At 34.3% G+C, this 24099-nt stretch carries 28 protein-coding genes and 1 riboswitch; of the genes, 14 read left to right on the forward strand and 14 right to left on the reverse strand.

The features are described 5' to 3' along the window. Positions 1-78: 78 nt before the first annotated feature. The gene (locus QA612_RS04815; RefSeq protein WP_278282636.1) at positions 79-741 is read right to left on the reverse strand and encodes a hypothetical protein; all 663 of its coding nucleotides are present in this window, start codon (positions 739-741) and stop codon (positions 79-81) included. Positions 742-1087: 346 nt separating this feature from the next. On the opposite strand from QA612_RS04815, the gene QA612_RS04820 reads away from it, so the two are divergent. From QA612_RS04820 to QA612_RS04835, 4 genes are read left to right on the forward strand one after another with little or no spacing between them, the layout of a single operon-like run. Further along, positions 1088-2662 carry a spore germination protein gene (locus tag QA612_RS04820; protein WP_481804413.1) on the forward strand — a complete coding sequence of 525 codons (1575 nt, stop codon included), beginning with the start codon at positions 1088-1090 and terminating at the stop codon, positions 2660-2662. Between the two features lies 1 nt (position 2663). Continuing rightward, positions 2664-3776: a GerAB/ArcD/ProY family transporter gene (locus tag QA612_RS04825; RefSeq protein ID WP_278282638.1), complete on the forward strand. Its 1113-nt coding sequence runs from the start codon at positions 2664-2666 to the stop codon at positions 3774-3776. A 34-nt stretch (positions 3777-3810) separates the two neighbouring features. Further along, complete coding sequence (locus QA612_RS04830) at positions 3811-4977, forward strand: Ger(x)C family spore germination protein (protein ID WP_278282639.1); 1167 nt, start codon at positions 3811-3813, stop codon at positions 4975-4977. 18 nt (positions 4978-4995) lie between these two features. Beyond that, on the forward strand, positions 4996-5223 hold the full coding sequence (locus QA612_RS04835; protein ID WP_278282640.1) for a hypothetical protein: 228 nt from the start codon (positions 4996-4998) through the stop codon (positions 5221-5223). A 75-nt stretch (positions 5224-5298) separates the two neighbouring features. Here the strand turns inward: QA612_RS04835 and QA612_RS04840 are convergent, their stop codons facing one another. Continuing rightward, the gene (locus QA612_RS04840) at positions 5299-5610 is read right to left on the reverse strand and encodes a hypothetical protein (RefSeq protein WP_278282641.1); all 312 of its coding nucleotides are present in this window, start codon (positions 5608-5610) and stop codon (positions 5299-5301) included. Positions 5611-5732: 122 nt separating this feature from the next. On the opposite strand from QA612_RS04840, the gene QA612_RS04845 reads away from it, so the two are divergent. Continuing rightward, the gene (locus QA612_RS04845) at positions 5733-6452 is read left to right on the forward strand and encodes a class I SAM-dependent methyltransferase (protein ID WP_278282642.1); all 720 of its coding nucleotides are present in this window, start codon (positions 5733-5735) and stop codon (positions 6450-6452) included. A gap of 300 nt (positions 6453-6752) precedes the next feature. Here QA612_RS04845 and iadA read toward each other — a convergent pair whose 3' ends face one another. Together iadA and QA612_RS04855 are read right to left on the reverse strand one after the other, a co-directional pair. Beyond that, the gene (iadA, locus tag QA612_RS04850) at positions 6753-7916 is read right to left on the reverse strand and encodes a beta-aspartyl-peptidase (protein ID WP_278282643.1); all 1164 of its coding nucleotides are present in this window, start codon (positions 7914-7916) and stop codon (positions 6753-6755) included. A gap of 196 nt (positions 7917-8112) precedes the next feature. Next, complete coding sequence (locus QA612_RS04855; RefSeq protein WP_278282644.1) at positions 8113-8388, reverse strand: hypothetical protein; 276 nt, start codon at positions 8386-8388, stop codon at positions 8113-8115. A gap of 104 nt (positions 8389-8492) precedes the next feature. Here QA612_RS04855 and QA612_RS04860 point away from each other — a divergent pair, with 104 nt between their 5' ends. Next, positions 8493-9764 (forward strand): ATP-binding protein, encoded by a 1272-nt coding sequence (locus tag QA612_RS04860; RefSeq protein WP_278282645.1) that lies wholly within the window; start codon positions 8493-8495, stop codon positions 9762-9764. 691 nt (positions 9765-10455) lie between these two features. On the opposite strand, the gene QA612_RS04865 is transcribed toward QA612_RS04860, so the two are convergent. Continuing rightward, positions 10456-12249 (reverse strand): GGDEF and EAL domain-containing protein, encoded by a 1794-nt coding sequence (locus tag QA612_RS04865; RefSeq protein ID WP_278282646.1) that lies wholly within the window; start codon positions 12247-12249, stop codon positions 10456-10458. A 75-nt stretch (positions 12250-12324) separates the two neighbouring features. Continuing rightward, positions 12325-12408: riboswitch (cyclic di-GMP riboswitch) on the reverse strand. Positions 12409-12657: 249 nt separating this feature from the next. Here QA612_RS04865 and QA612_RS04870 point away from each other — a divergent pair. From QA612_RS04870 to ald, 3 genes are all read left to right on the forward strand, one after another. Further along, a complete protein-coding gene (locus tag QA612_RS04870; protein WP_278282647.1) occupies positions 12658-12885 on the forward strand; it encodes a thioredoxin family protein in 228 nt (75 codons plus the stop codon). A gap of 75 nt (positions 12886-12960) precedes the next feature. After that, positions 12961-13179 (forward strand): KTSC domain-containing protein, encoded by a 219-nt coding sequence (locus QA612_RS04875; protein ID WP_278282648.1) that lies wholly within the window; start codon positions 12961-12963, stop codon positions 13177-13179. Between the two features lie 187 nt (positions 13180-13366). Continuing rightward, complete coding sequence (gene ald, locus QA612_RS04880; protein ID WP_278282649.1) at positions 13367-14482, forward strand: alanine dehydrogenase; 1116 nt, start codon at positions 13367-13369, stop codon at positions 14480-14482. A 245-nt stretch (positions 14483-14727) separates the two neighbouring features. Here the strand turns inward: ald and QA612_RS04885 are convergent, their stop codons facing one another. After that, on the reverse strand, positions 14728-15549 hold the full coding sequence (locus tag QA612_RS04885) for an HAD family hydrolase (RefSeq protein ID WP_278282650.1): 822 nt from the start codon (positions 15547-15549) through the stop codon (positions 14728-14730). A 279-nt stretch (positions 15550-15828) separates the two neighbouring features. Here QA612_RS04885 and QA612_RS04890 point away from each other — a divergent pair, with 279 nt between their 5' ends. The 4 genes from QA612_RS04890 (at position 15829) to phnE (QA612_RS04905) (ending at position 19262) form a co-directional block, all read left to right on the forward strand. Then, positions 15829-16788 (forward strand): phosphate/phosphite/phosphonate ABC transporter substrate-binding protein, encoded by a 960-nt coding sequence (locus QA612_RS04890; RefSeq protein ID WP_278282651.1) that lies wholly within the window; start codon positions 15829-15831, stop codon positions 16786-16788. 113 nt (positions 16789-16901) lie between these two features. Beyond that, the gene (gene phnC, locus QA612_RS04895) at positions 16902-17678 is read left to right on the forward strand and encodes a phosphonate ABC transporter ATP-binding protein (RefSeq protein ID WP_278282652.1); all 777 of its coding nucleotides are present in this window, start codon (positions 16902-16904) and stop codon (positions 17676-17678) included. Beyond that, the gene (gene phnE / locus QA612_RS04900) at positions 17671-18462 is read left to right on the forward strand and encodes a phosphonate ABC transporter, permease protein PhnE (RefSeq protein ID WP_278282653.1); all 792 of its coding nucleotides are present in this window, start codon (positions 17671-17673) and stop codon (positions 18460-18462) included. The genes phnC and phnE (QA612_RS04900) overlap by 8 nt, the downstream gene beginning before the upstream one ends. After that, on the forward strand, positions 18462-19262 hold the full coding sequence (phnE, locus tag QA612_RS04905; RefSeq protein ID WP_278282654.1) for a phosphonate ABC transporter, permease protein PhnE: 801 nt from the start codon (positions 18462-18464) through the stop codon (positions 19260-19262). The genes phnE (QA612_RS04900) and phnE (QA612_RS04905) overlap by 1 nt, the downstream gene beginning before the upstream one ends. 76 nt (positions 19263-19338) lie before the next feature. Here the strand turns inward: phnE (QA612_RS04905) and QA612_RS04910 are convergent, their stop codons facing one another. The 4 genes from QA612_RS04910 to QA612_RS04925 form a co-directional block, all read right to left on the reverse strand. Further along, positions 19339-19557, reverse strand: a complete 219-nt coding sequence (locus tag QA612_RS04910) for a YjcZ family sporulation protein (RefSeq protein WP_278282655.1) — start codon at positions 19555-19557, stop codon at positions 19339-19341. 64 nt (positions 19558-19621) lie between these two features. Next, a complete protein-coding gene (locus tag QA612_RS04915) occupies positions 19622-19744 on the reverse strand; it encodes a YjcZ family sporulation protein (protein ID WP_278282656.1) in 123 nt (40 codons plus the stop codon). Positions 19745-19973: 229 nt separating this feature from the next. Then, entirely contained in the window at positions 19974-20129 is a 156-nt protein-coding gene (locus QA612_RS04920) for a YjcZ family sporulation protein (protein ID WP_278282657.1), read from the reverse strand. 97 nt (positions 20130-20226) lie between these two features. Beyond that, positions 20227-20340: a YjcZ family sporulation protein gene (locus QA612_RS04925; RefSeq protein ID WP_278282658.1), complete on the reverse strand. Its 114-nt coding sequence runs from the start codon at positions 20338-20340 to the stop codon at positions 20227-20229. Positions 20341-20922: 582 nt separating this feature from the next. Here QA612_RS04925 and QA612_RS04930 point away from each other — a divergent pair. Continuing rightward, complete coding sequence (locus QA612_RS04930) at positions 20923-21249, forward strand: hypothetical protein (protein WP_278282659.1); 327 nt, start codon at positions 20923-20925, stop codon at positions 21247-21249. Positions 21250-21743: 494 nt separating this feature from the next. Here the strand turns inward: QA612_RS04930 and QA612_RS04935 are convergent, their stop codons facing one another. The 4 genes from QA612_RS04935 to QA612_RS04950 form a co-directional block, all read right to left on the reverse strand. Next, a complete protein-coding gene (locus tag QA612_RS04935; protein WP_278282660.1) occupies positions 21744-22127 on the reverse strand; it encodes a YppG family protein in 384 nt (127 codons plus the stop codon). A 276-nt stretch (positions 22128-22403) separates the two neighbouring features. Next, positions 22404-22790, reverse strand: a complete 387-nt coding sequence (locus QA612_RS04940; RefSeq protein ID WP_278282661.1) for an Hsp20/alpha crystallin family protein — start codon at positions 22788-22790, stop codon at positions 22404-22406. Between the two features lie 321 nt (positions 22791-23111). Next, positions 23112-23261 (reverse strand): YrzI family small protein, encoded by a 150-nt coding sequence (locus tag QA612_RS04945; RefSeq protein ID WP_278282662.1) that lies wholly within the window; start codon positions 23259-23261, stop codon positions 23112-23114. Between the two features lie 424 nt (positions 23262-23685). Further along, positions 23686-24078 (reverse strand): YisL family protein, encoded by a 393-nt coding sequence (locus tag QA612_RS04950; RefSeq protein ID WP_278282663.1) that lies wholly within the window; start codon positions 24076-24078, stop codon positions 23686-23688. Positions 24079-24099 lie beyond the last annotated feature (21 nt).

Here is a 24099-nt window from a genome sequence, read left to right on the forward strand (position 1 = left end):
CACATAGAATTTGAAATCAAATCCCATGCGTTTAGTCTCTATTTGTTTTGTTTTCCCGTATGTTAAATCTATAAAGCATTAATTATAAATAATCGAACGAAGCTTCCAACGACTATCTAAGGCGAACGTCATTATTATATCACCTTGATTTTGTATATCTTTTTGATCTGTTGTATGGAAACTGTATCTAGAAGTAAAAACCTTTTCATCCTTATCATATTCAAAGTCCACCTGACGAATATAATTATATGGACTTAATGTAATATATTGAAATGTATAGCTCATATTTTCAGTGTCACTAATTTCAAGAGCATCACTTTCTTCATTTATAACAATATTAGAATGTACAGATCGTTCTAAAAAGATATGGTTTCTTTCGTCCATAGCTTTAAAAATATCCATAGCAAGCTCATCCAATTCCCTTCTTAAAGCTAGTTCTTCTTTACGAAAGTCCTCTACTGCATTTATTTGCTGCTTAAATGTAAGAATATCATTTTTTAAAGTAGCATTTTCTGCTTCTAGATCAGCTATTTGTACTTTATATTCATCATTTTCTTCTCTCAATCTTGTTTGTTCTTGTACAAGATATTCATTTGTTTCGATTAACGTCTGTAAATCATCTGTTTCTTCATTAATTACGTTCTCATCGATATTTTCTCCCTCACTACTTGCATCTCCGTTAGTACATGCTGTTAACAGTATTAGTCCAGTAGTTAAAACTGTGAATAACACTTTTTTCATAGGTAGACTCCTTTTACAAATCTTTATTTTTTGACTTGTTACACCATATTGTTATGAAAAACATTCCTTCATGCGTTGAACGAATCATTTAATTAAAAGAGTAGATAGTTTATTTTATCATTTTTTTCCAACCCCTAAAAGGCTTTTCTCCTTACAAAAGTAATCTTTCTATTAAACATATTCATTCTGTCAAAAAAATAGTATGGGAAACTCATCTTAGTTGAAATGAATTAAACTTTCAACGGGTTTGCCCCTTATATTTCACTATTTACATAAATTTTCTACATGAGATACAAACTAACATTATAAATAATAGAGGTGGGTTGATCTGTTGAGTTTGTTAAACATGCTGTTTAAAAAAAACAAGAATAAAATGGATAAAAAAGACGAGAATCTAGACGAAGAGTTGATTCAACAACTACTACATGAAGAAGATGGTAGCAAACTTATCTCTGTCGATATTAACGAAAATATACGTTACATTAAATCCAGCTTTAATAATAGTTCTGATATTTTATATCGTTCTTTTTCTTTAGGTGATAAACAAGCAGCAATCGTCTACGTATCCGGATTAGCTAACGAAGATAGAATTTATGAAAATGTCTTAAATCCTTTAATGAAAGAGACAAATGAAACAATTTCCGTAAAACAACTCATTGAAAATAAAATAACTGTAAGTGAAATTAAACAATTAAATACTCTAAATGGACTAATCAATGATTTAGCCATTGGATATCAAATTTTACTAATTGACCAGTCGAAAGAAGCAATTGCCTTAGGCCTACCAAAATGGGAAAAAAGGTCAATTGAAGAACCTACAGCAGAACAAGTTGTCCGCGGTCCTCGAGAAGGATTTACGGAAACGATAGATGACAATATTTCCTTACTTAGAAGAAGAATACGAAGTCCAAAGCTAACATTTCAGTCTAAAAAATTTGGAGAGGTGACACAGACAGAAGTTGCTGTTGCTTACATCAATGGAATTGTTGATAAAACATTACTAGAGGAAGTCAATAATCGTCTAAACAGAATTAAGATCGATGGTATTTTGGATAGTTCGTATATTGAAGAATTAATTGAAGATAACCCTTATTCACCTTTTCCACAAATATTGAATACGGAACGACCAGATGTGGTTACATCGTATTTATTGGAAGGGCACGTTGCAATCATTGTTGATGGCTCTCCATTTGTGATGATTGCTCCAACTACAATGTATGCATTGCTTCAAGCAGCTGAAGATTATTATGAACGATACATTATTGGCACCGCACTAAGGTGGTTACGGTATTTATTTGTTGTAATGGCTCTTTTATTTCCTTCTATGTATGTAGCCATTCTTACTTATCATCAAGAAATGCTACCTACTACACTTATTATAAGTATAGCTGAGTCTAGAGAAAGAGTACCATTTCCAGCTCTCATTGAAGCATTACTCATGGAAATCATGTTTGAGATTCTTCGAGAAGCAGGGATCCGATTACCAAAACAAGTAGGTCCAGCTGTTGGTATCGTTGGTGCATTAGTAATTGGTGAAGCTGCCGTACAAGCAGGTATTGTATCGGCTCCCATGGTAATAGTTGTTGCTGTGACAGGTATTGCCTCTTTTGCTATTCCACGCTACAACGCAGGGATTTCTATCCGTATGCTACGATTCCCAATTATTATTTTAGCAGGGAGTATTGGTCTTTTAGGAATAATGTTAGGTGTTATCGCTATCGTCATTCATCTCTGTTCCTTACGATCCTTTGGTATGCCATATCTAGGTCCACTTGCACCAATGCAATTTAAAGATATAAAAGATGTTCTAATACGTCCACCTCGTTGGAAAATGGACACAAGACCAAATCTTTCTGGAAATACGAATGAAGAAAGACAACTCAACAATCAAAAACCAAGTCCTAGTCAAGGAGGAAGTTAACATGATAGAGAAAGGACAAATTTCATCTTTTCAAATGGGACTTGTCATGTACCCTACTATCATTGCAACTGCTATTTTAATTGTTCCCGCAATAACGGCTGCACCAGCCGGAAGAGATATGTGGCTTTCTCCCTTATGGGGATTAGTGACGGGAGTAGTAACGATCTTTATTTGTATTAAATTAAACGATTACTATCCAAAAAAAACGATAATAGAGTATAGCACAGATATTATTGGATCAATCCCAGCAAAACTATTAGGGTTTGGCTACCTATTTTTTTTGTTTCATGTCAGTGGCGTGATTGTAAGAGAGTATGCGGATTTTATTGTTGGAATTTTTATGCTTCAAACACCTGTTCTAGTAGTGATTACAGGAATGGTACTAGTTTCAGCTTTCGCTGTCCGCGGTGGACTTGAAGTAATCGCACGATCAAGTGAATTTTTCGTACCTATTGTTGTTTTTATCCTTTTTTTTATTATTGTTCTTCTCGTTCCTGAGTTAGATTTTTTGAAGATGTTACCTATTTTTGAAGATGGTATTACACCTTCAATAAAGGGAGCAGCATCTATCCAAGCATGGTATAGTGAATTTTTTATTATTGCTTTCTTTCTCCCATTTCTTTCTGATCGAGAAAAGGCAATGAAGTGGAGCTTATTGTCCCTTGTTATGATTGCAATTACGTTAGTCCTTACGAACCTAGCTACTTTCATGCTATATGGAATGTTAACAGAAGAGCTATCTTACCCTCTTATAAGTGCAACACGATATGTAAGTATTGCTGACTTCTTTGAAAATATTGAATCAATCGTAATGGCATTATGGGTAGCAGGTGCTTTTATAAAAATTACGGCATTTTATTATGCATTTGTACTAGGAACTGCTCAATTATTTAAGCTTTCAAGTTATCGCCCAATCGTCTTTCCGTTAGGAATAATGCTTATTGTATCTAGTATTTGGGCAGCTCAAAGCTTCACGGAAGTAAAGGACGCACTTGGAAAAGCAGTTCCATTCTATTTACCTTTATTTGGTACAATTATCCCTTTTCTACTGTTCCTCGTTGCTGTAGTTAAAAAGAAAGTGAAGAAATCTCCTCAGCAACAGAAGCAAGCATAAAGGAAGTAACTCCTACATAAAGGGGGCATACATTTTGAAAAACTCTCAATTTAAAAAATTTATTTCGTTCTTTCTGTACATTCTGGCAGTTATTTTACTATCCGGCTGCTGGGATCGCATTGAAGTAAATGATATTGCTTTAGTGATGGGAACTGGAATCGATTACTTTAATGATGATGAAATTGAACTGTCTATCGAAGTAAAGCTTCCTGGTGGAGAAGCTTCAGGTACTGGTGATGGAGGTGGAGGTGAACAGCAAACCTTTGTCCATTCAGCAACAGGGAAAACTATGGCCGAAGCCCTTTCCCATTTGCAAATGAGATTTCCACGTAGACTCTTTTGGGGACATAATCGCGTGATTGTAATAAATGAGGAATATGCAAGAAAAGAAGGAATAAGTCAAGAACTTGAATTTTTCTCCAGATCTCCCCAAGCTCGTGTACGTGATAGGGTTTTTGTTACGAATGTAAAAGCAAAAAAATTATTATCTACTAATCAGCATCTAGAAACAATGACTGCAGAAACGCTAAGAGAATTAAGTGATACGAACATTGGAATTGATATATCTGTTAGAGACGTTCTTTTAGGCTTAAAAAATGATGAAAATGAAGTAGTTGTTCCAATGATTACTATATCACAAGATACGGAAGGATCTGTTGAAGGGAAAAATGAGGTGGAACTATTAGGCACTGCAGCATTCAGAGGTAATATGATGCATGATGTATTAACGATGGAGTTAACTAGGGGGTTACTGTGGTTCAGAAATGAAATAGATCTAGCTACTGTTACAATAGAACCTGAAGAAGCAGACGGTTATATTTCCGCACTAATGGTATCAGCAAACTCAAAATTAATACCTGAAATAAGAGACGGAGAATGGAGAATTACAATTAAAGCGGTTTCTGAAGATGATATTATTCAAAACACAACTAATCTAGATTTAACAAAAATGGATGTTTTGCAATCCGTAGAAAAGCAGTTCGAGGAGATCATATTAGAACGACTAGTAAAAACAGTAGATCGTGTGCAAAAAGAAATAAAGAGTGATGTACTTGGATTTAATGAAGCCTTTCATCGGAAATATCCAAATGAATGGGATATGCATAAAGAAAATTGGAATGATTTCTTTACAAATATAGAAGTGGATTATGATGTAAAGGTTTATGTCCGCAGATTAGGCCTTTCTACTGGGAAAAGGTAATTCAAAGGAGGAAAACAGTTGAAATTTATTTATGTTTTAGCCGTAGGTGCCGTTATTGTTTTCATTGTTTATTTTGAATTACATCAGAAGAAGGAAATGAAAAAAAAAGAAAAAGTAGTCTTTTTCTCTTTAACTGCATTCGCATATGGATTGGCGATAATGATTATTTTTTTCCCAGAGATATATGGCCCTACACAATTTATTTCTCATTTGTTTGAACCTTTAGCATTTTGGTTGCTCCAATAGATTTATAAGGGTAAAAAAAAAACCAACTCCAAGATTGGAATTGGAAATTATCGCAAGCAATCTTCCCATCACCTTCTACCAAAAAAACGCTGCTCCTAACGCAAAACCACCAATAGCCGCTAATGCTACTGGGAACCAGCCATAACCATATCCAGGGTATGCTCCATATCCTGGATAACCATATCCACCACCATAGTAATAACCTCCCCCATAATAGCCATAACCATAACCTCTCTCACAAGAAGCATCAACAGGCTCTAACCATACATGAGTACGATCAATATGAGCAATTTTCCCCATATATTCCTTTCCTGATCTATCGTAAATTTTGACAACCTTCCCTTTATGCTTACAACAAAGATCAAAATAATATGCTGGATTTGTCATAGAAGCACCTCCTTTGTACGCTTTACATACCTATTATATTTAAAATTAGAAAATTGGATTGGATAAGTGTCCCTGACATTTCATATGAAAGTGAATACCCCTATAGAAAGGAGAGATAAAACATGAATGAGTATATGGATATGTTAGCAGCATACGGAGTCACTTCTGCACGACCAGGTGGCAAACTGATGACAAATACAATATTTGAAAAACATCCATTAAAAAAAAATAGTGCTGTTCTCGAATTAGGTTGCGGATTAGGTGATACAGCTAAATTTTTAGTGGACAAATGGAACGTAAATATAGATGCGATGGATATAAATAAAAAAATGCTTCAAAAAGCAAAAGTTAGGCATAAAAGGGAAAAAAATATAAATTGGATTGTAGGGGACTTTACTTCCTATGAATTTCCTCAAAAAAACTATGACGGAATTGTTGCTGAATCTGTATTATCCTTTACAAACGTCCCAGAATCACTAAAATTATTAAATCAACGTTTAAATAATGATGGAAAGCTGTATTTTTTAGAACCTATTTATTTAGGGGGACTATTAGATAAGGAAATCCAAGAATATAAAGACTTTTATGGATTTCAACATCTTTATACGGAGAATGAATGGAAAGAAGTTTGCTCTAGTAAGAACTTTTCTACCATAGACATAGTAAGGAGCTATGATATTCCGGAGATTGATGGAACTGATAATGTATTTCCAGAGCTAGTCATTGATAATAATCTAAATAAAAAGCATATTGAAATTCTAGAAAAACATAATGAGTTAACAGAAAACTATTTTGCATACTTTGATTTCGCCTATTTCGTATCCAAACGTCAAGATAATTAAGAAAAGCGCATGGCGCCCAATTACGCCTAAGTACAGCCTACGTCCTGTAGGCAACGGCGTAATATCGACATCCTGTCTCCCGGCGACTAGCAAATGTTCTGGCCGTTAAAAAGCGCTATTTACTTTTTATACGGACAGGTTATTTGACACGAGGTGATGACGCCTCAATTAACCTAAGAACGCCCACGTCCTGTCTCCTAGACATCTTTCAAAGTAAAGATTTTATGAGTTCTTATCTTATTAAACAAAGGAGTAACAATGGATTCTCCTCCTTCGTTACTCCTATTTTCACTTTTTTCCTTATTCGAACGTCCCTTTCATAAGTACTTCCTTCTCCTTCATCATCCAGTTTCCTTTCGCCATAACAGCTTCTATTGAAAAATTGTCCTTAGATAGCATGACAATGTCACCGTCCAATCCTTCCTTTATTCTACCTTTAGATAGAAGCTTCAATATGGATGCTGGATTGGAAGTAGCAACTTTTAGAGCCTTTTCGATAGGTATTCCTTCAACTACAATTGCATTTCGAATTTCTTGGAATAAACTCGTTAACCTACCTACACCTAAACCAATAAAATCTCCATTATCATCAAATTTCGGTAAGCTACCTTGACCATCTGATGTAAAGGTTATTTGTTCAATGGAAACTCCTTCCTCTAACAAATACTTTAAACATTTACTACTACTTAATTTAGCATTTTTCTGAACTGAACTAGTTGTTAAATCAATATAGCCTCCTTTTTTTGCATAGTATACTCCAGCCTCAAGTAATTCTTCTGTTCGATTAATGTGGGTAGGTAAAAATTGTTTGATGGGAACGTCTGTCTTCTGAACTACCTGTTCTAATAAATCTAATTTTCCTGGTCCATTCCCCACATGAACAATGACAATACCACCCTTACCAGATAAAAGTGCACCAATTCGAGATTCACTTGCTAGTTTAGCTAACTCCTCTTCTGTAGGCTGGGATGATCGATGATCAGAAATTGCAATTTCACCTGCTCCGATTATCTCTTGTATAAACATGACATCCTTTTCAACAGATCCAGTTAATGTTTTTACTGGGAAATGATAATTCCCACTAACGCAATAACAAGAAATTCCTTCTTCAGTTAGGCCCTTAGCCTTTGCCACGAGATTTTCCATTGTTCTTGCTGTACCATCTGTTCCAAGAAGCCCTACAACCGTTGTAACTCCTCCCAATACACAATCAGAAAGCATTAGTTCTGGAGTTCTTGTACGAAAACTACCTTCTCCTCCACCTCCAGTGATGTGAACATGACCATCAATTAGACCTGGTATTATTATTTTTTCAGAGGCATCTACTACTTCTATGTAATCTTCTTGAATGTCTATAGAGATATGGTCACTAACTACTCCTATTTTCCCATCACAAATAAGGATATCTTTTTTTCCAATATAATCTGGACTATAAACCTCTCCATTTTTTATTAGCTTTAACATGCTTTCCCCCCTTGTCTTATTAATGTAACTATATCACAACAACTTTCTAGAAAGGGAAGAACAAAGATTACGAAAACAGCCTTACAAAATAAGAAAAGCGCAAGGCGTCCTAGCCGATTTTTGAAAAAGTTATCCACATGAGTTAATTTCAAAATATTTCCTAAAACAAAGAAAAAACCTCTGTTTCATTCAGAGGTTAAAAGCTGTATGTATAATAATATACCGCTAAGACTATTGCTAAAGCACCGAAAACTGTTAGTCCAACAGAAGCAAACTGAGGTTTATGATGGTAAAGCTTAATTATTCCATAATACATTAACAACATAACTAACATAAATAATATTCCGTCGATAATTGGGTGGAATAATGTTAATTGTGTTGTCGTATGTTGATATATGGAGAAATTTACGAGTATGGCTATTGTCCAGCCAATAAAAATTATCAAACCTGAATACTTTAATACGTGTTTCATTTTATCAACTCCTTATATTTATACATTATCGTCACATTTGCTTATTGTATTTTTTTGTCATAATACGTAAAATGTAGTATCAGGGAAAATCGGAGGGGTCTTTGTTGGATCTTTTTTTACATTATCTTTTAAACATATTTATTATTTTAACACCTATATTTCTTTATATTATTTTTTGGAAAGATGAACAAACCTATTGTCAGAAGAAAATACCACAACTTTTATTCTTTACACTTTGTGCAGTAACAATGATTATAGTCATGCTATTTCCCATACCACTTCATAGTGGAATTACTTTTGATCTTCGATATATCCCCATTTTTATCGGTACTTTATATGGTGGAGTCCCAATAGGTATTGGATTAATTGTTGTTCATCTAATAGGTAGAATAATCTTATTTGGTTATGCCTATCTACTTATTGGTTTCTTAATTAGTATTTTTTTAGTCATTAGTGCATCATGGGCTTCTAAATATTTTAATGACTGGTCAAACAAAAAGAAGTATGGAATAACAATCATAATATTTTTTCTACCTTCCCAGTTACTAATAGTCTACCCAAATAATTATTTGTCCATTCCACGTTTAGAAGCTTTCATTACTATGATTCTTTTTTTAGCATTTACAACATGTATTGTACTTATTGTTGTTTTTTTAATCGATCGTATACAAATTAATTCCAGGTTAAAACAAGACCTTATCAAAAGTGAACAACTAAGAATTGTAAGTGAGCTTGCTGCCTCTGTTGCACATGAGGTTCGAAATCCAATGACTGTTGCACGAGGCTTTATTCAATTAATTCATACAAATTCAAAGCTTTCTGCTAATGAAAAGGACTACCTTCAATTAACTATTTCTGAGTTAGATCGAGCCCAGTCTATAATAAGCGATTACCTATCTTTAGCTAAGCCGGAGAAAAAAGAAATTAAACCAATCCAAGTCTATCATATTATGGACAAAGTACGTCATACAATTCAAGCATATGCATTAATGAATAATGTTTCAGTTGAGATGAACATACCAAAATTAGTAGCTATATACGGGAATGAAAAAGAACTTACACAAGTCATGTTAAATTTAGCTAAGAATGGGATTGAAGCAATGGAGCATGGAGGAACACTGACGTTATCAGCTAACAAAAAAGATAAAAAAGTTCAATTAGTAGTAAAAGATACAGGGATCGGCATTTCAAAAGATCAATTAGCCAAGGTTGGTACGGCATATTATTCCACAAAAGAAAAAGGAACAGGTTTAGGATTGATGATTTCTTTTAATATCATCCACTCATTAGGGGGAACTGTTTCAGTGAACAGTGTTTTAGGAGAAGGAACAGAGTTCAAAATAAATTTACCTTGTATTCAAGAGACTTTATTGTAAGCAAAATAGAAGGAGTCTTTAAAACTGTCTTAAGTGAAATTGGACATAAGTATGGGTTCAGGAGTGAAATTCGGTGTTTCCAACGACGAGCATTCACTTCACTAATCCTCTACGAGTTGTCTCGACAGATAAATCTTAAGAGAAACACTTGCAGAGGTAGAGAAAGAAGCTAGCAAATAAAGGTCAGATTAATCATTTGTTCCATCCCACGTCCCTTTCACCATAAGGGTTTAAGCGCAACATCTGTTCTGGCTTCACTCCATTCCCGCAGTCACAGTGTCTTCTTTATCGCGGACGACCTGCCAAGCTCCTCAGTACTATAAAGTAGAGCAAGGTGTGTTGCTCGTGCCTGCGGTGTCTGGTTTAGCTCGTTCTTCCGCAGGACTTTGAATTTGCATCCAAGTGTAATCCCACGCACGAAGAAAATGTGATAGCATTTTCGAGGAATCTTGTGGGATTCCACTCATTCAAATTGGATGAAAATTAATTTCATCCTCCATGGTGAAAAGTTCAATTCCATTGCGAGTCTACCAATAAATAAAAAGGGTTTAGAAGTGAATGCGACGACTCCAGCCACAAGCATTCACTTCACGAATCCTCTACGAGTTGTCTCGACGCATCTAATAACAGAGCAATACTAGCAAAAAAATGAGACAATAAGATGCCATGAATTCTTATTTCCCCCATCCATCTATGTATGGAGAACATTTGATACATTAGTCCCTTCGATAATATCAATTACTTCACTAGCTGGGAGAGGCTTACTATAAAGATAACCTTGCATCTCATCGCAATCTAATTTATCTAGAAATTCCACCATATCCGTCGTTTCTACTCCTTCTGCAATGACACGTAAATTCATATTATGAGCTAGTTGAATAATAGATGATACTATTGCTTGATCATTTGAATTATCTATTACTTCACGAATAAACGATTGATCTATTTTTAAGGAGTTAATTGGAAATTTTCTTAAATAGCTTAATGAAGAGTACCCAGTTCCAAAGTCATCAATAGAAATACTAATACCAGTATTTCTTAATTTCTCAAGTGTTTTGAAGCATTCATCACGATTATAAAGTAAATCATTTTCTGTAATTTCTAAGTCCAATAAATAAGGAGGTAACTTTGTTTTTCTTAATATCTCTTTTACTTTCCACACAAAATCATGCCGGACAAATTGTATAGGTGATATATTTATTCCAATTCGCAAATAAATTCCTTTGTCATACCATTCTTTTCCTTGGCGCATGGCTTCTTCTAATACCCAATCTCCTATTGGATTAATTAAGCCGGTTTTCTCTGCTAGAGGTATAAAAAAACCAGGTGTAATCTGTCCTAACTTTTCATCAGTCCATCGAATAAGAGCTTCTACTCCAATTACTTCTTTTTTTCTTAAATCAATTTGTGGTTGGTAATGCAGCTGAAAACCTTGATTTTCAACCGCTAGACGCAGACGCTTTTCCACAAGTAAGTTTTTATCATGTTTTGTCCTAATACATGGAGTATATAGTGCAAATGAACCCTTCCCTTGTTCCTTTGCATACTGCTTCGCCATCTCACCTTGATGTATGATTTCATCGTATGTTTTTCCTAATGAAGGGAAATGGGATACACCAATACTAGTAGTCAAAAATAATTCATTCCCTTTAACAAAAAAAGGAGATTGAAAAATATTTAAAATTTCTGTTGCTACAGCTTGAATTTCGTCTTCCGAGCTAATTTGCCTAAAAATGATGGAAAATTCATCTCCACCGTAACGATATACTTTTATTCGATCATCTTGTAGCGATCTTAGTGCTCTAGCAATTTCCTGAAGTAAACAATCTCCCGTTAGATGGCCTAATGTATCGTTATAATATTTAAATCGATCTAAATCTATAAAATAAATTGCAAACCTATTGGTTACACTGTCAGTCTGTATTTTATTCATTTCTTTAGCTATATCTTGTTCAAATTTATCTCTGTTAGGAAGTCCTGTTAATGTATCCAACACTATCATTTCTTGAAGTAACCTCTTAACCTCTTTTAAATCTGTTATATTTTGATATAGGAGAAGATAAACCTTTTTTTCGTTTCTTAATTTTATTGGTATAACAGATGTTTTTGTAATGATCATTTCTCCACTATTTGTTTGATGTTTCAATTCAAAAGTAGATTTATTATCTTTTAATATGGCTTCGAAAAAGGTATCTCTATCCTCATTTGATAATGAATGATGAATAGATAAGTAGTGTTTACCTAGAATCTCATTTTCTTTAACCTCAAATAAATCACAATATGTATCACTTACATAGAGCATTTCTCCAGACTCGTTTGTTACTAGCATGGGTAAAGCTTCTTCAAATACTTTATTCAACAACAGAATAGATTCATCACAAATTTCATTCGATTCGTCCCATTGAACTTTTAACCTTTTGGAATAGTGAGAAGGTTGCTGTTTATTTTGATTTGAATATGAGTTTTTATCCTTTTCTATCTTCATTCTCCTCCCCCTTACTATTTTAATCCTTGAAAAAAAGTTAAAATTTCTTTCCTAAAAAACAAATAAAAACCGACCTAAACAAAAGGTCGGTTGCACTACCAGCTCCTACATGTCAAAGTGCCCAAATACTGACATATATTCTTCGCTTCCCAATTCTAATATTTTCTTATTTAATTTTATTCTTTTTTAATATAAAATATCAAGAATTATTTACCAATATAATCAAATTTTTATTATTCACTCTATTCTATTAGCTTGGAATTCCACTTTGTCAGTAATATGTTAAGCATTGTTAGTTAATTAGTAACAATATTTTCACAAGGCTGACAAAACCTCATCATTAATTTCTTTATGTTGGATTTATAATGAAAATAGAATACTTTTTTTATATATAGTGAGGTGAGAGAAATGGAAGTAAAACTGTTAGTTAGCGCCAATATTAATGGAAAAATTGTTGAAAAGAGGTTAATGGAAGTTTTAAATGATATTGGAATGCAAGTAGAATTAGAAATTCTTTATAAAGATACCCATATTATTGACGGGGTATTTTATACTCCAACTCTCATCGTAAATAATCAAATTGTCTCTAGTGGTAAAGTTTTATCGAAAGATGAAATGTGTCAATTTTTCATGTAACCTGTTTCTTTTTGTGATTAAAGGGTACTCTAACTTTAGAGTCCTAAAATCTCATGGAAGGAGAGAGAGATTTTTATGGAAAAAGTTGAGATTAATTCTGGAAATTTAGACACGGTTTCCTATGATGAAACAACAAGGCAGATGCACGTTCACTATAAAAATGGTGAATACAAAATTTATTATGAAGTTTATAAGCTTGATTATGTAGGATTACTTTCATGTGAAAACTACACTGACTATTTTTCAGAAAAGATTGAACCTCGATTTCCATCAAAAACCATTACATCTAGTTAAAATAGTGAAAAAGCAGAATTGACAAAATGTCAATCTGCTTTTTTTATCCAATTTTATATTTCAATTTTAGTGTAAAAAAATTTTTTTGCACTCTAATTAATAGTGGTATATAGGAATATTATTCGTTAAAATAGTGTATACGAAGGAAAGTCCACGATAGAAAGACAAAAACTGAGGAGGAATATCCATGAAAATAGGAGTCCCACGAGAGATAAAAAACAATGAAAATCGTGTTTCTCTTACTCCAGCAGGGGTTTTAACTCTTACACAAGAAGGACATGAAGTTTTTGTAGAACAAAATGCAGGAATTGGAAGTGGCTTTCAGGATGAGGATTATAAGAGTTCAGGTGCAAGAATCATGAACCAAAGAGACGTTTGGAAAAACTCTGAAATGATTATGAAAGTAAAAGAACCCCTTCCTTCTGAATATGACTTTTTTAGAGAAGGATTAATTTTATTTACATACCTTCATCTTGCTGCTGTACCTGAACTTGCAGTTGCTTTAACAGAAAAGAAGGTAACGTCTGTGGCTTATGAAACAGTAGAAGTTAACCGAACTTTACCTTTACTTACCCCCATGAGTGAAGTAGCTGGTCGAATGGCATCACAAGTTGGGGCACAATTCTTAGAAAAACCAAGAGGTGGAAGTGGTATACTTTTATCTGGAGTTCCCGGTGTAAAACGGGGGAAAGTGACGATTATTGGTGGTGGGGTTGTAGGAACAAATGCAGCAAAAATTGCTATGGGTTTAGGAGCAGATGTAACGATAATTGATTTAAACCCTGAGAGACTTAGGCAATTAGATGATATTTTTGGAACAGAAATAAACACAATTATGAGTAATCCCTTAAACATTGCCAATGCAGTGAAAGGATCAGATTTAGTGATTGGTGCTGTATTAATACCAGGGGCAAAAGCACCAAAACTGGTATCGGAAGAAATGATTAAAGAAATGATGCCAGGTTCTGTGATTGTTGATGTTGCTATTGATCAAGGTGGCATTTTTGAAACAATTGATCGTATTACAACTCATGATGATCCCACATATACGAAACACGAAGTAGTTCATTATGCAGTTGCAAATATGCCTGGTGCTGTCCCTAGGACCTCTACCATAGCTCTAACAAACGTCACAGTCCCTTACGCTTTACAAATAGCAAATAAAGGAATTGTAGAAGCACTCCGTTCCAATCCAGCTCTCGTCAAAGGTGTGAACACCGCTGCTGGTTATATTACGTATGATGCAATTGCTCGAGATTTAGGATACGAATATAAATCAGTACAAGATACATTATCTCTATAGAAGAAAATTGAAATTTTGATAATTCATACACAATATAAGAAAAGCGCATGGAGCTAGACACCTTACGTAGAGTGAAAATTTTATACTTTCTTATCTTTGAACAAAAGATTAATGGAACAATAATTTTTATATTTAAATAACGAAAACCGAGCATTATTTCTCATTCTGCTCGGTTTTCGTTATTAAAAAGAACATTATCCTTTAACGGTACCTTAAAAAAATTCATTTTATTTTGTATTGAATTATCAAGTTAAGTCAACCATTTCAATCCAATCTGTTATTCTCTTAACTTGAATTAAGTTTTCATGCTCAGCTTGATGTGAATGCTCTGAAATATAAATAGCTTTCATTCCAAGTAATAATGCTGGTGCTATTTCATTAATAAAATTATCGCCAATAGAGACCACTTCATCAGCATTCATATCATATTTTTGTATTAATTGTTCAAAAAACATCGTTGTCTTTGTAGGCTTTTGCGCAGAAGTAACCACCTCATGAAAAATATCCGTTAAATTAAGTTCATTTAATAATCTACCAACATCTTCTTTATCACTATTTGTTAGTAATACGATTGTTGCCTTTTCTCTTAAGTTTAATAAAAACGATTGAAGTCCCTTAATTTTTTCTAATTTAAATGCATCCGTAACCATAAATTCCTTTGTTTCCACGTAACGAGGATAACAATCCTTAACTCCGTAGTGGACTGCGCATACGAATGGAAGCCACCATCCATCTCCAATAGCTATTATATTTTTAAAATCAAACTGCAGTTGCTTCTCACCATATAGTAGTTCAATGTCTCGCTTACGATTTCCATTCCAATCCAGTGCCTCTACAACTGTTAACGTCATTGGATCCACTGTTAATATAGCATCATTTTTAGTATCGAAAGCCTTTCCTACAGATACTGGGTGATTTCCAGCCTTCATTTGCTCATAATCCTTCCAAAAAGCTTCATGGTATTTCTCATCTACATCCAACATTAAACGTTTTGCATAATAATCAAAGTGATCTGTTCCTTCGTATAATGTTCCGTCTAAATCAAAAATGAACAGCTTTTCTTTCATTTTGCTCACTCCTTTATGTATAAAAATATATTTTTTTAAAATACTATAATCGTTATAACTCACTGTACAGCGTATTATAGGATGCCACTATTTATCAAGTTTAATTAATATCAAAAGTCGAATGTTCTAACCGATTTATCGTTTAATGTTAGCTTTTCTATCATTATAATTGTAAAAGTATTATTAATATAGTGTAAATGTTATAGCATTTCCAAAAGTTCTATTGTATAATCTTTTTTGGTAAGACAAGATTCTACAAAAAGTGAGGGGTAAATAAACATGAAAAAAATTATGACAACATTATTTTCATCTGTACTTGCATTATCATTAGTTGCTTGTGGAACTGCAGACGGAAACAACAATGATGAGACTGCAAGTGGAGATGGCAATACAAACGACGTTAACAACAATAATGATGCTGTAGAAGAAGACTATCCTGATGAATTAGTTATGGGCTTCGTTCCATCTCAAGATTCAGCTAATATTGCTGATACAATTGCACCACTTGCTGAACGCCTTGAAGCTGAACTAGGTATTCCTGTAACAGGAAGAGTTATGACAAACTATACAGCAACTGTTGAAGCAATGGGAAATAACCAAGTACAAATTGGCTTCCTACCTCCATTAGGGTATGTTTTAGCAACAGAACGTTACGACCATATTGAAGCAGTATTAAAATCTATTCGTCACGGAAGCTCTACTTACAAAGCACAATATACAGTACGAGCTGATTCTGACATTGAATCACTAGAAGATTTAGAAGGGAAAATTTGGGCATTAGCTGACTTAACGTCTACTAGTGGGTACTTATTCCCAGCCGCACAAATGATGAACGAGTTTGGATTTGAATCAGAACAAGATCTTCATAGTTTCTTTGGAAATATCATGACAGTTGGTGGACATGATAATGCTTTAATCACAGTATTAGAAGGTGATGCTGACGTTGCAACTACGTTCGATGATGCACGTACTTCTATTACAGATGATTATCCAGAAGCTATGGAAGAACTTCGTGTTCTTGGTTATACAGATGAAATTCCAAATGACACAATTTCATTAACAACGAACCTTCCTCAAAGTTTATTTGATCGTATTATTGAAGTGTTCCTTTCATTTAACGATGATGAGGAAATGCTAGAAATCATGGATAATGTTTATAACTGGACAGGTATTGATACTGCAACAGACAGTGATTATGATATTATTCGTAGCACGTATGAAGCTTTACCGCAAGACTAATAATTGAAGGGGAGAATTCTAATTCTCCCCTCCTCTTTTGTTTTTTTCACAGTGGTAAAGAAAACAAAAGAGGGGAATACCTTCAATTAAAGTAAATGAAATGAGGGAATAAAATGATTGAATTCAAAGACGTCTCACTTGTTTATCCTAACGGAACCCAAGGTTTAAAAAACGTTAATGTAAAAATAAATAAAGGAGAATTTGTTGTTATCGTAGGTTTGTCGGGAGCTGGAAAGTCAACATTGATTCGAAGTATGAATCGTCTCGTTACACCTACTGAGGGACAGCTACTTATCGAAGATGATGATATCTTAACATATAATCAAAGAAAGTTACGTAAGCTCCGCACTGAAGTTGGTATGATTTTCCAAAATTATAATCTTGTTAAGCGTTCTTCTGTTATGAAAAACGTTATATCTGGCCGTTTAGGTCATACTGGAACAATTGCTAGTATTTTTAATTTGTTTCCTAAAGAGGTGGTATCACTAGCATACCGTAGTCTTGAACGTGTTAACATTGCGGAAAAAGTTTATATGCGAGCAGATCAATTAAGTGGTGGTCAACAACAACGTGTTGCTATTGCACGTGTTTTAACACAAGAGCCTAAAATTATATTAGCCGACGAACCTGTAGCAAGCTTAGACCCGCCAACTTCTCATCAAGTAATGAAGTATTTAAAGAAAATTAATACGGAAGATGGCATTACTACCATTGTTAACCTTCATTTCATTGATATGGCTATGGAATATGCAGATCGAATCATCGGTATGAGAGCTGGGGAAATGGTGTTTGATGGCCCCGCATCAGAGGTAACAGAAAAAACTTTTGAAGAAATCTACGGCCGAAAAATTCGAGAGGATGACCTTGTGGGAGGTCAGGAAAATGACTAAACCTAATGTTTCCGGTGTTGTTTCCTCAAATGTAAAACTAAAATTGACAGTAATTTTTGCAATTATTGTTGGAGTTTATATATACACTTCATGGGCTACAGATTCAACACCAATAGATATTATTCGTGGGTGGGGTGGATTTCAAAGGATTTTGACCGATCTTTTCCCTCCAAACTGGAATTACATACCACAAGTTTGGGAAAAATTATTGGAAACAATACAAATGGCCATTATAGCTACAACTTTTGCTGCCATCGTTAGTATACCAATCTTTTTATTATCAGCTTCCAATTTATTTCCTAGTTCATGGATATACCAACCTGTACGCTTCATTATGAATGTTTTGCGTACTATTCCTGATATTTTACTAGCTATTATTTTTGTAGGAATTTTTGGTGTTGGTGTTTTTCCAGGGATTATAGCCCTGTTCATTTTTTCTTTAGGCCTTTTAGCCAAATTAATGTATGAAACGATTGAAGCAATTGATATGAATCCATTAGATGCTATTCGTGCATCAGGAGGTAATACTTTTCAAGTCATATGGTTCGCTGTTATGCCTCAGGTATTACCACAGTTCGTCTCCTTTAGTTTATATGTATTTGAAGTAAATGTTCGAGCTTCTACTGTTCTAGGATTTGTAGGGGCAGGAGGAATTGGTTTATTACTTCAACAACAAATAAACCGCTTTGCCTATCCACGAGTCATGACGATTATTATTGTTATTTTTATTGCCGTAGTCGTTATTGATTTCATAAGTAATAAGATAAGGGAGAGAATTGTATAATGGAATTAGTCATGCCACCTAAAAAAAAGCGTTCTGTTTATAAACTCATACGTAATATCATCATTGCCCTTGTGATCATTGCTATTTACATTTGGACATTTGTCACTATAGATATTCGCTGGGATCGTGTGTTCAGTGAACATACCATTAATAGTATTTCTCGCGTCATTCCCCAGCTTTTTTCACCAGATTGGGGAGCTTTTCAAAAAGTGATGGGTCTAATGTGGGAAACTTTACTAATGGCGTATACAGGAACACTTATGGCAGCTATTTTAGCCATTCCCTTTGGATTTTTTGCTGCAAGTAATATGGTAAGAAGCAAGTTACTTAATGGATTATCCAAAGGGGTTTTAAATGGTATACGTGCTTTTCCAGAATTAGTACTAGCTTTAATGTTTGTTGCTGCTGTTGGACCACGTCCATTTGCTGGGGTATTAGCTATTGCAATAGGATCTATTGGAATGCTAGGGAAACTTTATTCAGAAGTAATTGAATCCATTGATATGAATGTCGTCGAGGCCCTTCAAGCAAATGGTGCAAATAAGTTACAAGTACTTTTTTATGGCGTTATACCACAAATCATTCCTGAATTCCTATCCTATGCTATTTACCGTTTTGAAATTGATGTTCGAGCATCCACTATTCTTGGTATTATCGGTGCTGGTGGTATAGGAACATTAATTACAATTTCAATAGCTAATCGAAAATGGGATGAAGTAGGGATGATCCTATTAGTAATTATTGTAGTCGTAACCATTATTGATTACACTAGTGCTCGCATTAGAAAACGTATAGTATAAATAATTACTTATCAATAACTTTTAAGCAAAAGGAAAGACCGTTGGAAAGATTCCAACGGTCTTTTTTTAGTACCTGTTACGCAGCCCAAGCTGCTCCAATAATTACTAATAGGATAAACAATACAAGGATTAACGCAAATCCTCCTGCAAATCCTCCACCATGTGCTGGTGCTGGTGCTGCAACTGGTGCTGCTGGTGCGCAGCATCCATAATAACCTGGCTCTCCATATCCATAACCTGCAGGTGCTGCACCGTATCCGTATGCTGGATCTCCATATCCGTGATGATGACTCATGCTAAATTCCTCCTTAGAATTGTATACTTTCAAATGATCTTCAGGATGCTATTTTAACGGCTTATTAGTAGCCGTATCCACCATAACCTCCTGGTCTAACTACTGCTGCTCCAATGATTACTAATAAGATAAACACTACAAGGATAAACGCAAATCCTCCTGCGTAACCTCCAGTTGTATGACTCATGCTCTTTCACTCCTTCAGAAAAAGTCTTGCGAATTTCCTATTCGCATTAATAACATATGACCAACATAGTGAGTTGTATAGACGATAGTACCAAAGTGTAATATTTTAGGCTAAATTATTTTAGATAAAATAAAATTTTCCCTCGTAATACTAATAAAAATAAATATAAAATTAATTATATACAAATAATTTTAAAAAGCCGTTGGATAATCCAACAGCTTTTTAGATTTTAGTATGCAGCCCAAGCTGCTGCACCAATAATTACTAATAGGATAAATAGCACTAATACTAGTGCAAATCCTGTAGCAAAACCTCCGTGTGCTGGAGCTGGTGCTGGTGTAGGGCAGCAACCATACGCAGCATATGCTGGATCTACGTAACCCATTTCGAATTCCTCCTTTTAAAGTTAAAATTACAAAAATAACCAACAATTATCTTCAGACTTTAACTTTTGTAGCTAGATATCAGGAGATAGCATTAGATTAGTAATAATATCCCCCTGGTCTAACTACTGCCGCACCAATTATCACTAGCAAGATAAAAACAACAATAATAAACGCGAATCCTCTAGCGTATCCTCCTGCAGGTGCACCCATGTAAGCTTCCCTCCTTGCCATTGATATTGTGAGAAATCCCTCTCGCATTAATAACATATGTAGGTTGAATGATTTTGTATAGACTCCTGCTGAGTTCCATGAATCAAAATATTATAAACTTTTTTAGATGTAATTTGGTGAGTTCCTCTAAGAAGATATTGTGATTGCGAATAGAGTGAAGCAAGAACATGTGTCGCACTTGTATCCTTGTGGTGAAAGGAAAGTGAGGTATAACGAATGAATAGTATATCTCTTTTAGGTATGGCTATTTTTTAGGATAAACCGCCGATACAAGAAAATACTTGCACCATGGAGGATGAAAATTTAAATCATCAAGGAGGTTCATTCGTTACTGGCGAACGCTTTCCGTTGGGCACAGCCTTAACTTCCTAGCACTTACTCGGTAAGTGCTAGGGGATTTTCGAACTCATGCTGATCCTACTGGAGTCGTCACCCTTCACTACTGAACCGTTTCTATTTTCAGGGTAGAAAAAAAATTAAGAAATAATTGAGCATTTGTACAATCAACAAACGACATTATTAATAAGATGGTATCAGATTCCCATGAAGGGAGGGAAATTTATGAGTTACTATGATCTTTGTTGTCAACACCAAGGTCAAGTCGTTCAAATAACAGAGAAATGTGGAAAAATTCATGTAGGTAAAATCGCTAAAGTAGATTCATCATACGTTTGGATAGAACCTACTCATCGAGGCCATGGATTTGGGTACGGTTACCCAGGTTACTGGGGACCTGGCTATGGTGCAGGTGGTTACGGTGCTCCTGCTGGATACGGTGCTGGAGGACCTGGATATGGAGGAGGGGGATTTACAAATAATCCTTACTTTGTTCCTGTAGCACTAGCTGGAATTGGGGGCTTTGCTCTCGGATCCGCATTCTTCTGGTAATGTATTGTTATAATAAAAAAAGTTAGAGAAAAATAATTTCTATACAGATTGTGCTTTAATAACCTATAGCACACTTACTTCGATCGTTCTTTAGAGTAAAGAATCGCCTTTATTCAAAGAACGATTTTTTTATTTTTAAGATAAACATACATGCAAGTAGAATTTGCACCATGGGGTATGAAAAATAATTCATAGTGAGTTCATCCGTTTCAGGTGAACGCTTTCCGTGTGGCACGGCCTCAACTTCCTAAAACTTACACAGTAAGCTTTTAGGGGATTTTTGGATCTGGTCTAGCTGTACCTAGTACATTTTACCTTGTTTGAACCCTTCAAACTAATGCATTTCATGATTTATCGGTTTTCCAGTCTACTAAATTCCTTTTTGAACTGTGTTAGCGTTATTTGTATGTGGAAGTCTTCATGATATAAATAATTGCTAAAGAATAAGAAAAAAACTGCCTTAAAAAGACAGTTATAATAACGTAATGCAGTATTTACTTTTTCAACATAGACCACAGTGGAGAAAGTTGTTTCACCATTGGCCCTACCTTACCAGCTATCCCACTAACCTGTTGTACACCATTACCGATCTTTTCATAATCCAATGATCCGTCTTCTTTTAAAAAGTACGAATATACCTTTGAACCTTTAGGTCCTTTCATTTTTTGTTGGGGATAAGGGTATTGTCCTCCATGTTGTTGATAAGGATTTCCTTGGTGAAACGGTTGCCCATACTGATTTTGGTAATGTTGTTGATAAGGATGTGGTGGTTGATACTGTTCAGCCTGATGATTTTGTTGTGGTCTTGGGGGTCCAAAAATCATCTGTGTGAAGGGATCAGTTTGACGGCTTTGCTGACTTTGAGCATCATATCTCATTTTCTCTTCCCTCCCTCTAACAATAAAAATAGGTAAAATACCACTTTATTATATTTATGATCCAATATGATAAAGCGAAAGGGCAATTTAACAATAAAATCGAATTTCCACGTATATCTTGCTTTCTCTATAGAGCTGTTCCTTTCCTTGCTATTAACCGTGAACTAATACATACGTCAATGTAAAACAAAAAGAGAGCTGACATTGTTTACAATCGGTCAACTCTCATTTTCCTAATCTCCTATACTTTAGTCCCTTATAAAATTAGGAAAGTTGTTATTCAATTGTTATAAACGATCGATTAGAATCATTTTTCGCTACTACAATTTTCAATACATTTTCTTCTGTAAAAGATGCTGATACATCATCCGCTGCGAATGGGAAATAAATAGGTACAAAACGTTCTACTCTTATTGGCTGTGGTTGTACTTGTTGGTCTCCTTTTTCTTCACTTTTTGCCTCAACCTTCTTTTCAGCAATAATTAATAAGCCATTTCGTACAAACTCAATTTGTAGTTCATCTTTTGTAAATTCAGAAAAAGTACCTTCAATAATTATTTCTGAATCTGTTTCACGAACATCAAATTGAACTGCTGGCTTCGGACTAGTGAAAAAAGGAAAATTGAATAATCCAAACGGTTCATTTGTTCTTCGATTTACCATTATCCTCTCTCCTTACTAAAAATATTTCATGTTTCTTTTTAGAAAACATAGGTTTTCGTCTTGCTTGACATAAACAGTCTATGTATGACTAGACGTTTTTGACTAGACATTCGTTTAGTTATTGTAATATCTTTTAAAAATTTAAAAGGCGATTACCTTATAAAGAAAGTAATCGCCTTTACCAAAAATCATTGTGATTTGTTAAATTCTAAATAGAGCTTAGCTAAACAAAACCTATCCCCTCTGGTAACCTTACAATATAAAATAAATTCATTACTTTCATCATCATCATCATCTCCTTTTTTATTATTTATAATTGATTTACATTAAGCGAGTATATTGAGCTTGCTTCGATTGCATTTTAGCTCTTTCTACTCTGCTATACTGACGTTGCTGTTCACGTTGCATATCTTTATTGGTGAACTCACGCTTCGATATAGTAATCGTTATAAAAAATAAGTTAAAAATCATACTACCACCTCCCTTAGCTGCAGTAGGAAAAAGTGAAGACAATTTAAATTTGCTATTTTTTGTTAAACACAAAAAAAACACAGGTTATCACTTTGACCTGTGTTTGCATCATTTAGCATAAAAAAGCCACTTCATGCATACTAAAGAATCTGACTTTTCCATAAAAAAGCACAGGTCATTATCTAACCTGCGCAAATAATCTTCATAAAAGGTACATGTATACCCTATTAAAGTACCATCGCGGAGGCTAAAGATTTATTCAAATGAAATCTAACATGCTGAGTTTTAATTCCGTTAATCATTTTTATAGCCTCCTTTCTTTCCAATATTTATCACTTTTTCCAATGTCAATTCTACTACTACTTCAAAAAAAAGTAAAGACTTTTTTCAAAATTTTCCTAAATAAGCTTAACACATTTATTATTTATCCTGTTACACCGTAACCAAAATATAAAACAAGAAGCAACGCTACGATAAATTGTCCCCAAAATAATAAATGTCCCTTACCTTTCAGTGTACCCTTAGCCATTCTAGTTGTAATTAATTCCATGACAAAAATAAGCCAGAAAGCAAGTAATCCTTTTACATAAAACTCCCAATGAAATTGTCCCTGTCGTAAGGAAAAATCATTTATGTAAATGAGAAACAATCCAGTCACCGTAACTAATACATAAAACAATCTAAGTGTCATTTGAAAAATTTTACTGATTTTTCCTTTACCGTTTTTAATAAACAATACGGTTAACAAAAACAGAATGATTGTGATTAACCAGAATAACGCATGGGAATGCAAAAAAGCCATGTGAAATTGTGCCATTTTTCTCCTCCTCGTAATTTA

The sequence above is a fragment of the Evansella sp. AB-P1 genome, assembly GCF_029688925.1.
Taxonomy (GTDB): Bacteria; Bacillota; Bacilli; order Bacillales; family Salisediminibacteriaceae; genus Evansella.

Coding starts and splice junctions, on each gene's coding strand:
- QA612_RS04815 (WP_278282636.1), bottom strand. CDS start 741: ATGAAAAAAGTGTTATTCACAGTTTTAACTACTGGACTAATACTGTTA.
- QA612_RS04820 (WP_481804413.1), top strand. CDS start 1,088: ATGCTGTTTAAAAAAAACAAGAATAAAATGGATAAAAAAGACGAGAAT.
- QA612_RS04825 (WP_278282638.1), top strand. CDS start 2,664: ATGATAGAGAAAGGACAAATTTCATCTTTTCAAATGGGACTTGTCATG.
- QA612_RS04840 (WP_278282641.1), bottom strand. CDS start 5,610: ATGACAAATCCAGCATATTATTTTGATCTTTGTTGTAAGCATAAAGGG.
- QA612_RS04845 (WP_278282642.1), top strand. CDS start 5,733: ATGAATGAGTATATGGATATGTTAGCAGCATACGGAGTCACTTCTGCA.
- iadA (WP_278282643.1), bottom strand. CDS start 7,916: ATGTTAAAGCTAATAAAAAATGGAGAGGTTTATAGTCCAGATTATATT.
- QA612_RS04855 (WP_278282644.1), bottom strand. CDS start 8,388: ATGAAACACGTATTAAAGTATTCAGGTTTGATAATTTTTATTGGCTGG.
- QA612_RS04865 (WP_278282646.1), bottom strand. CDS start 12,249: ATGAAGATAGAAAAGGATAAAAACTCATATTCAAATCAAAATAAACAG.
- QA612_RS04870 (WP_278282647.1), top strand. CDS start 12,658: ATGGAAGTAAAACTGTTAGTTAGCGCCAATATTAATGGAAAAATTGTT.
- QA612_RS04875 (WP_278282648.1), top strand. CDS start 12,961: ATGGAAAAAGTTGAGATTAATTCTGGAAATTTAGACACGGTTTCCTAT.
- ald (WP_278282649.1), top strand. CDS start 13,367: ATGAAAATAGGAGTCCCACGAGAGATAAAAAACAATGAAAATCGTGTT.
- QA612_RS04885 (WP_278282650.1), bottom strand. CDS start 15,549: ATGAAAGAAAAGCTGTTCATTTTTGATTTAGACGGAACATTATACGAA.
- QA612_RS04890 (WP_278282651.1), top strand. CDS start 15,829: ATGAAAAAAATTATGACAACATTATTTTCATCTGTACTTGCATTATCA.
- phnC (WP_278282652.1), top strand. CDS start 16,902: ATGATTGAATTCAAAGACGTCTCACTTGTTTATCCTAACGGAACCCAA.
- phnE (WP_278282653.1), top strand. CDS start 17,671: ATGACTAAACCTAATGTTTCCGGTGTTGTTTCCTCAAATGTAAAACTA.
- phnE (WP_278282654.1), top strand. CDS start 18,462: ATGGAATTAGTCATGCCACCTAAAAAAAAGCGTTCTGTTTATAAACTC.
- QA612_RS04910 (WP_278282655.1), bottom strand. CDS start 19,557: ATGAGTCATCATCACGGATATGGAGATCCAGCATACGGATACGGTGCA.
- QA612_RS04915 (WP_278282656.1), bottom strand. CDS start 19,744: ATGAGTCATACAACTGGAGGTTACGCAGGAGGATTTGCGTTTATCCTT.
- QA612_RS04920 (WP_278282657.1), bottom strand. CDS start 20,129: ATGGGTTACGTAGATCCAGCATATGCTGCGTATGGTTGCTGCCCTACA.
- QA612_RS04925 (WP_278282658.1), bottom strand. CDS start 20,340: ATGGGTGCACCTGCAGGAGGATACGCTAGAGGATTCGCGTTTATTATT.
- QA612_RS04930 (WP_278282659.1), top strand. CDS start 20,923: ATGAGTTACTATGATCTTTGTTGTCAACACCAAGGTCAAGTCGTTCAA.
- QA612_RS04935 (WP_278282660.1), bottom strand. CDS start 22,127: ATGAGATATGATGCTCAAAGTCAGCAAAGCCGTCAAACTGATCCCTTC.
- QA612_RS04940 (WP_278282661.1), bottom strand. CDS start 22,790: ATGGTAAATCGAAGAACAAATGAACCGTTTGGATTATTCAATTTTCCT.
- QA612_RS04945 (WP_278282662.1), bottom strand. CDS start 23,261: ATGATTTTTAACTTATTTTTTATAACGATTACTATATCGAAGCGTGAG.
- QA612_RS04950 (WP_278282663.1), bottom strand. CDS start 24,078: ATGGCACAATTTCACATGGCTTTTTTGCATTCCCATGCGTTATTCTGG.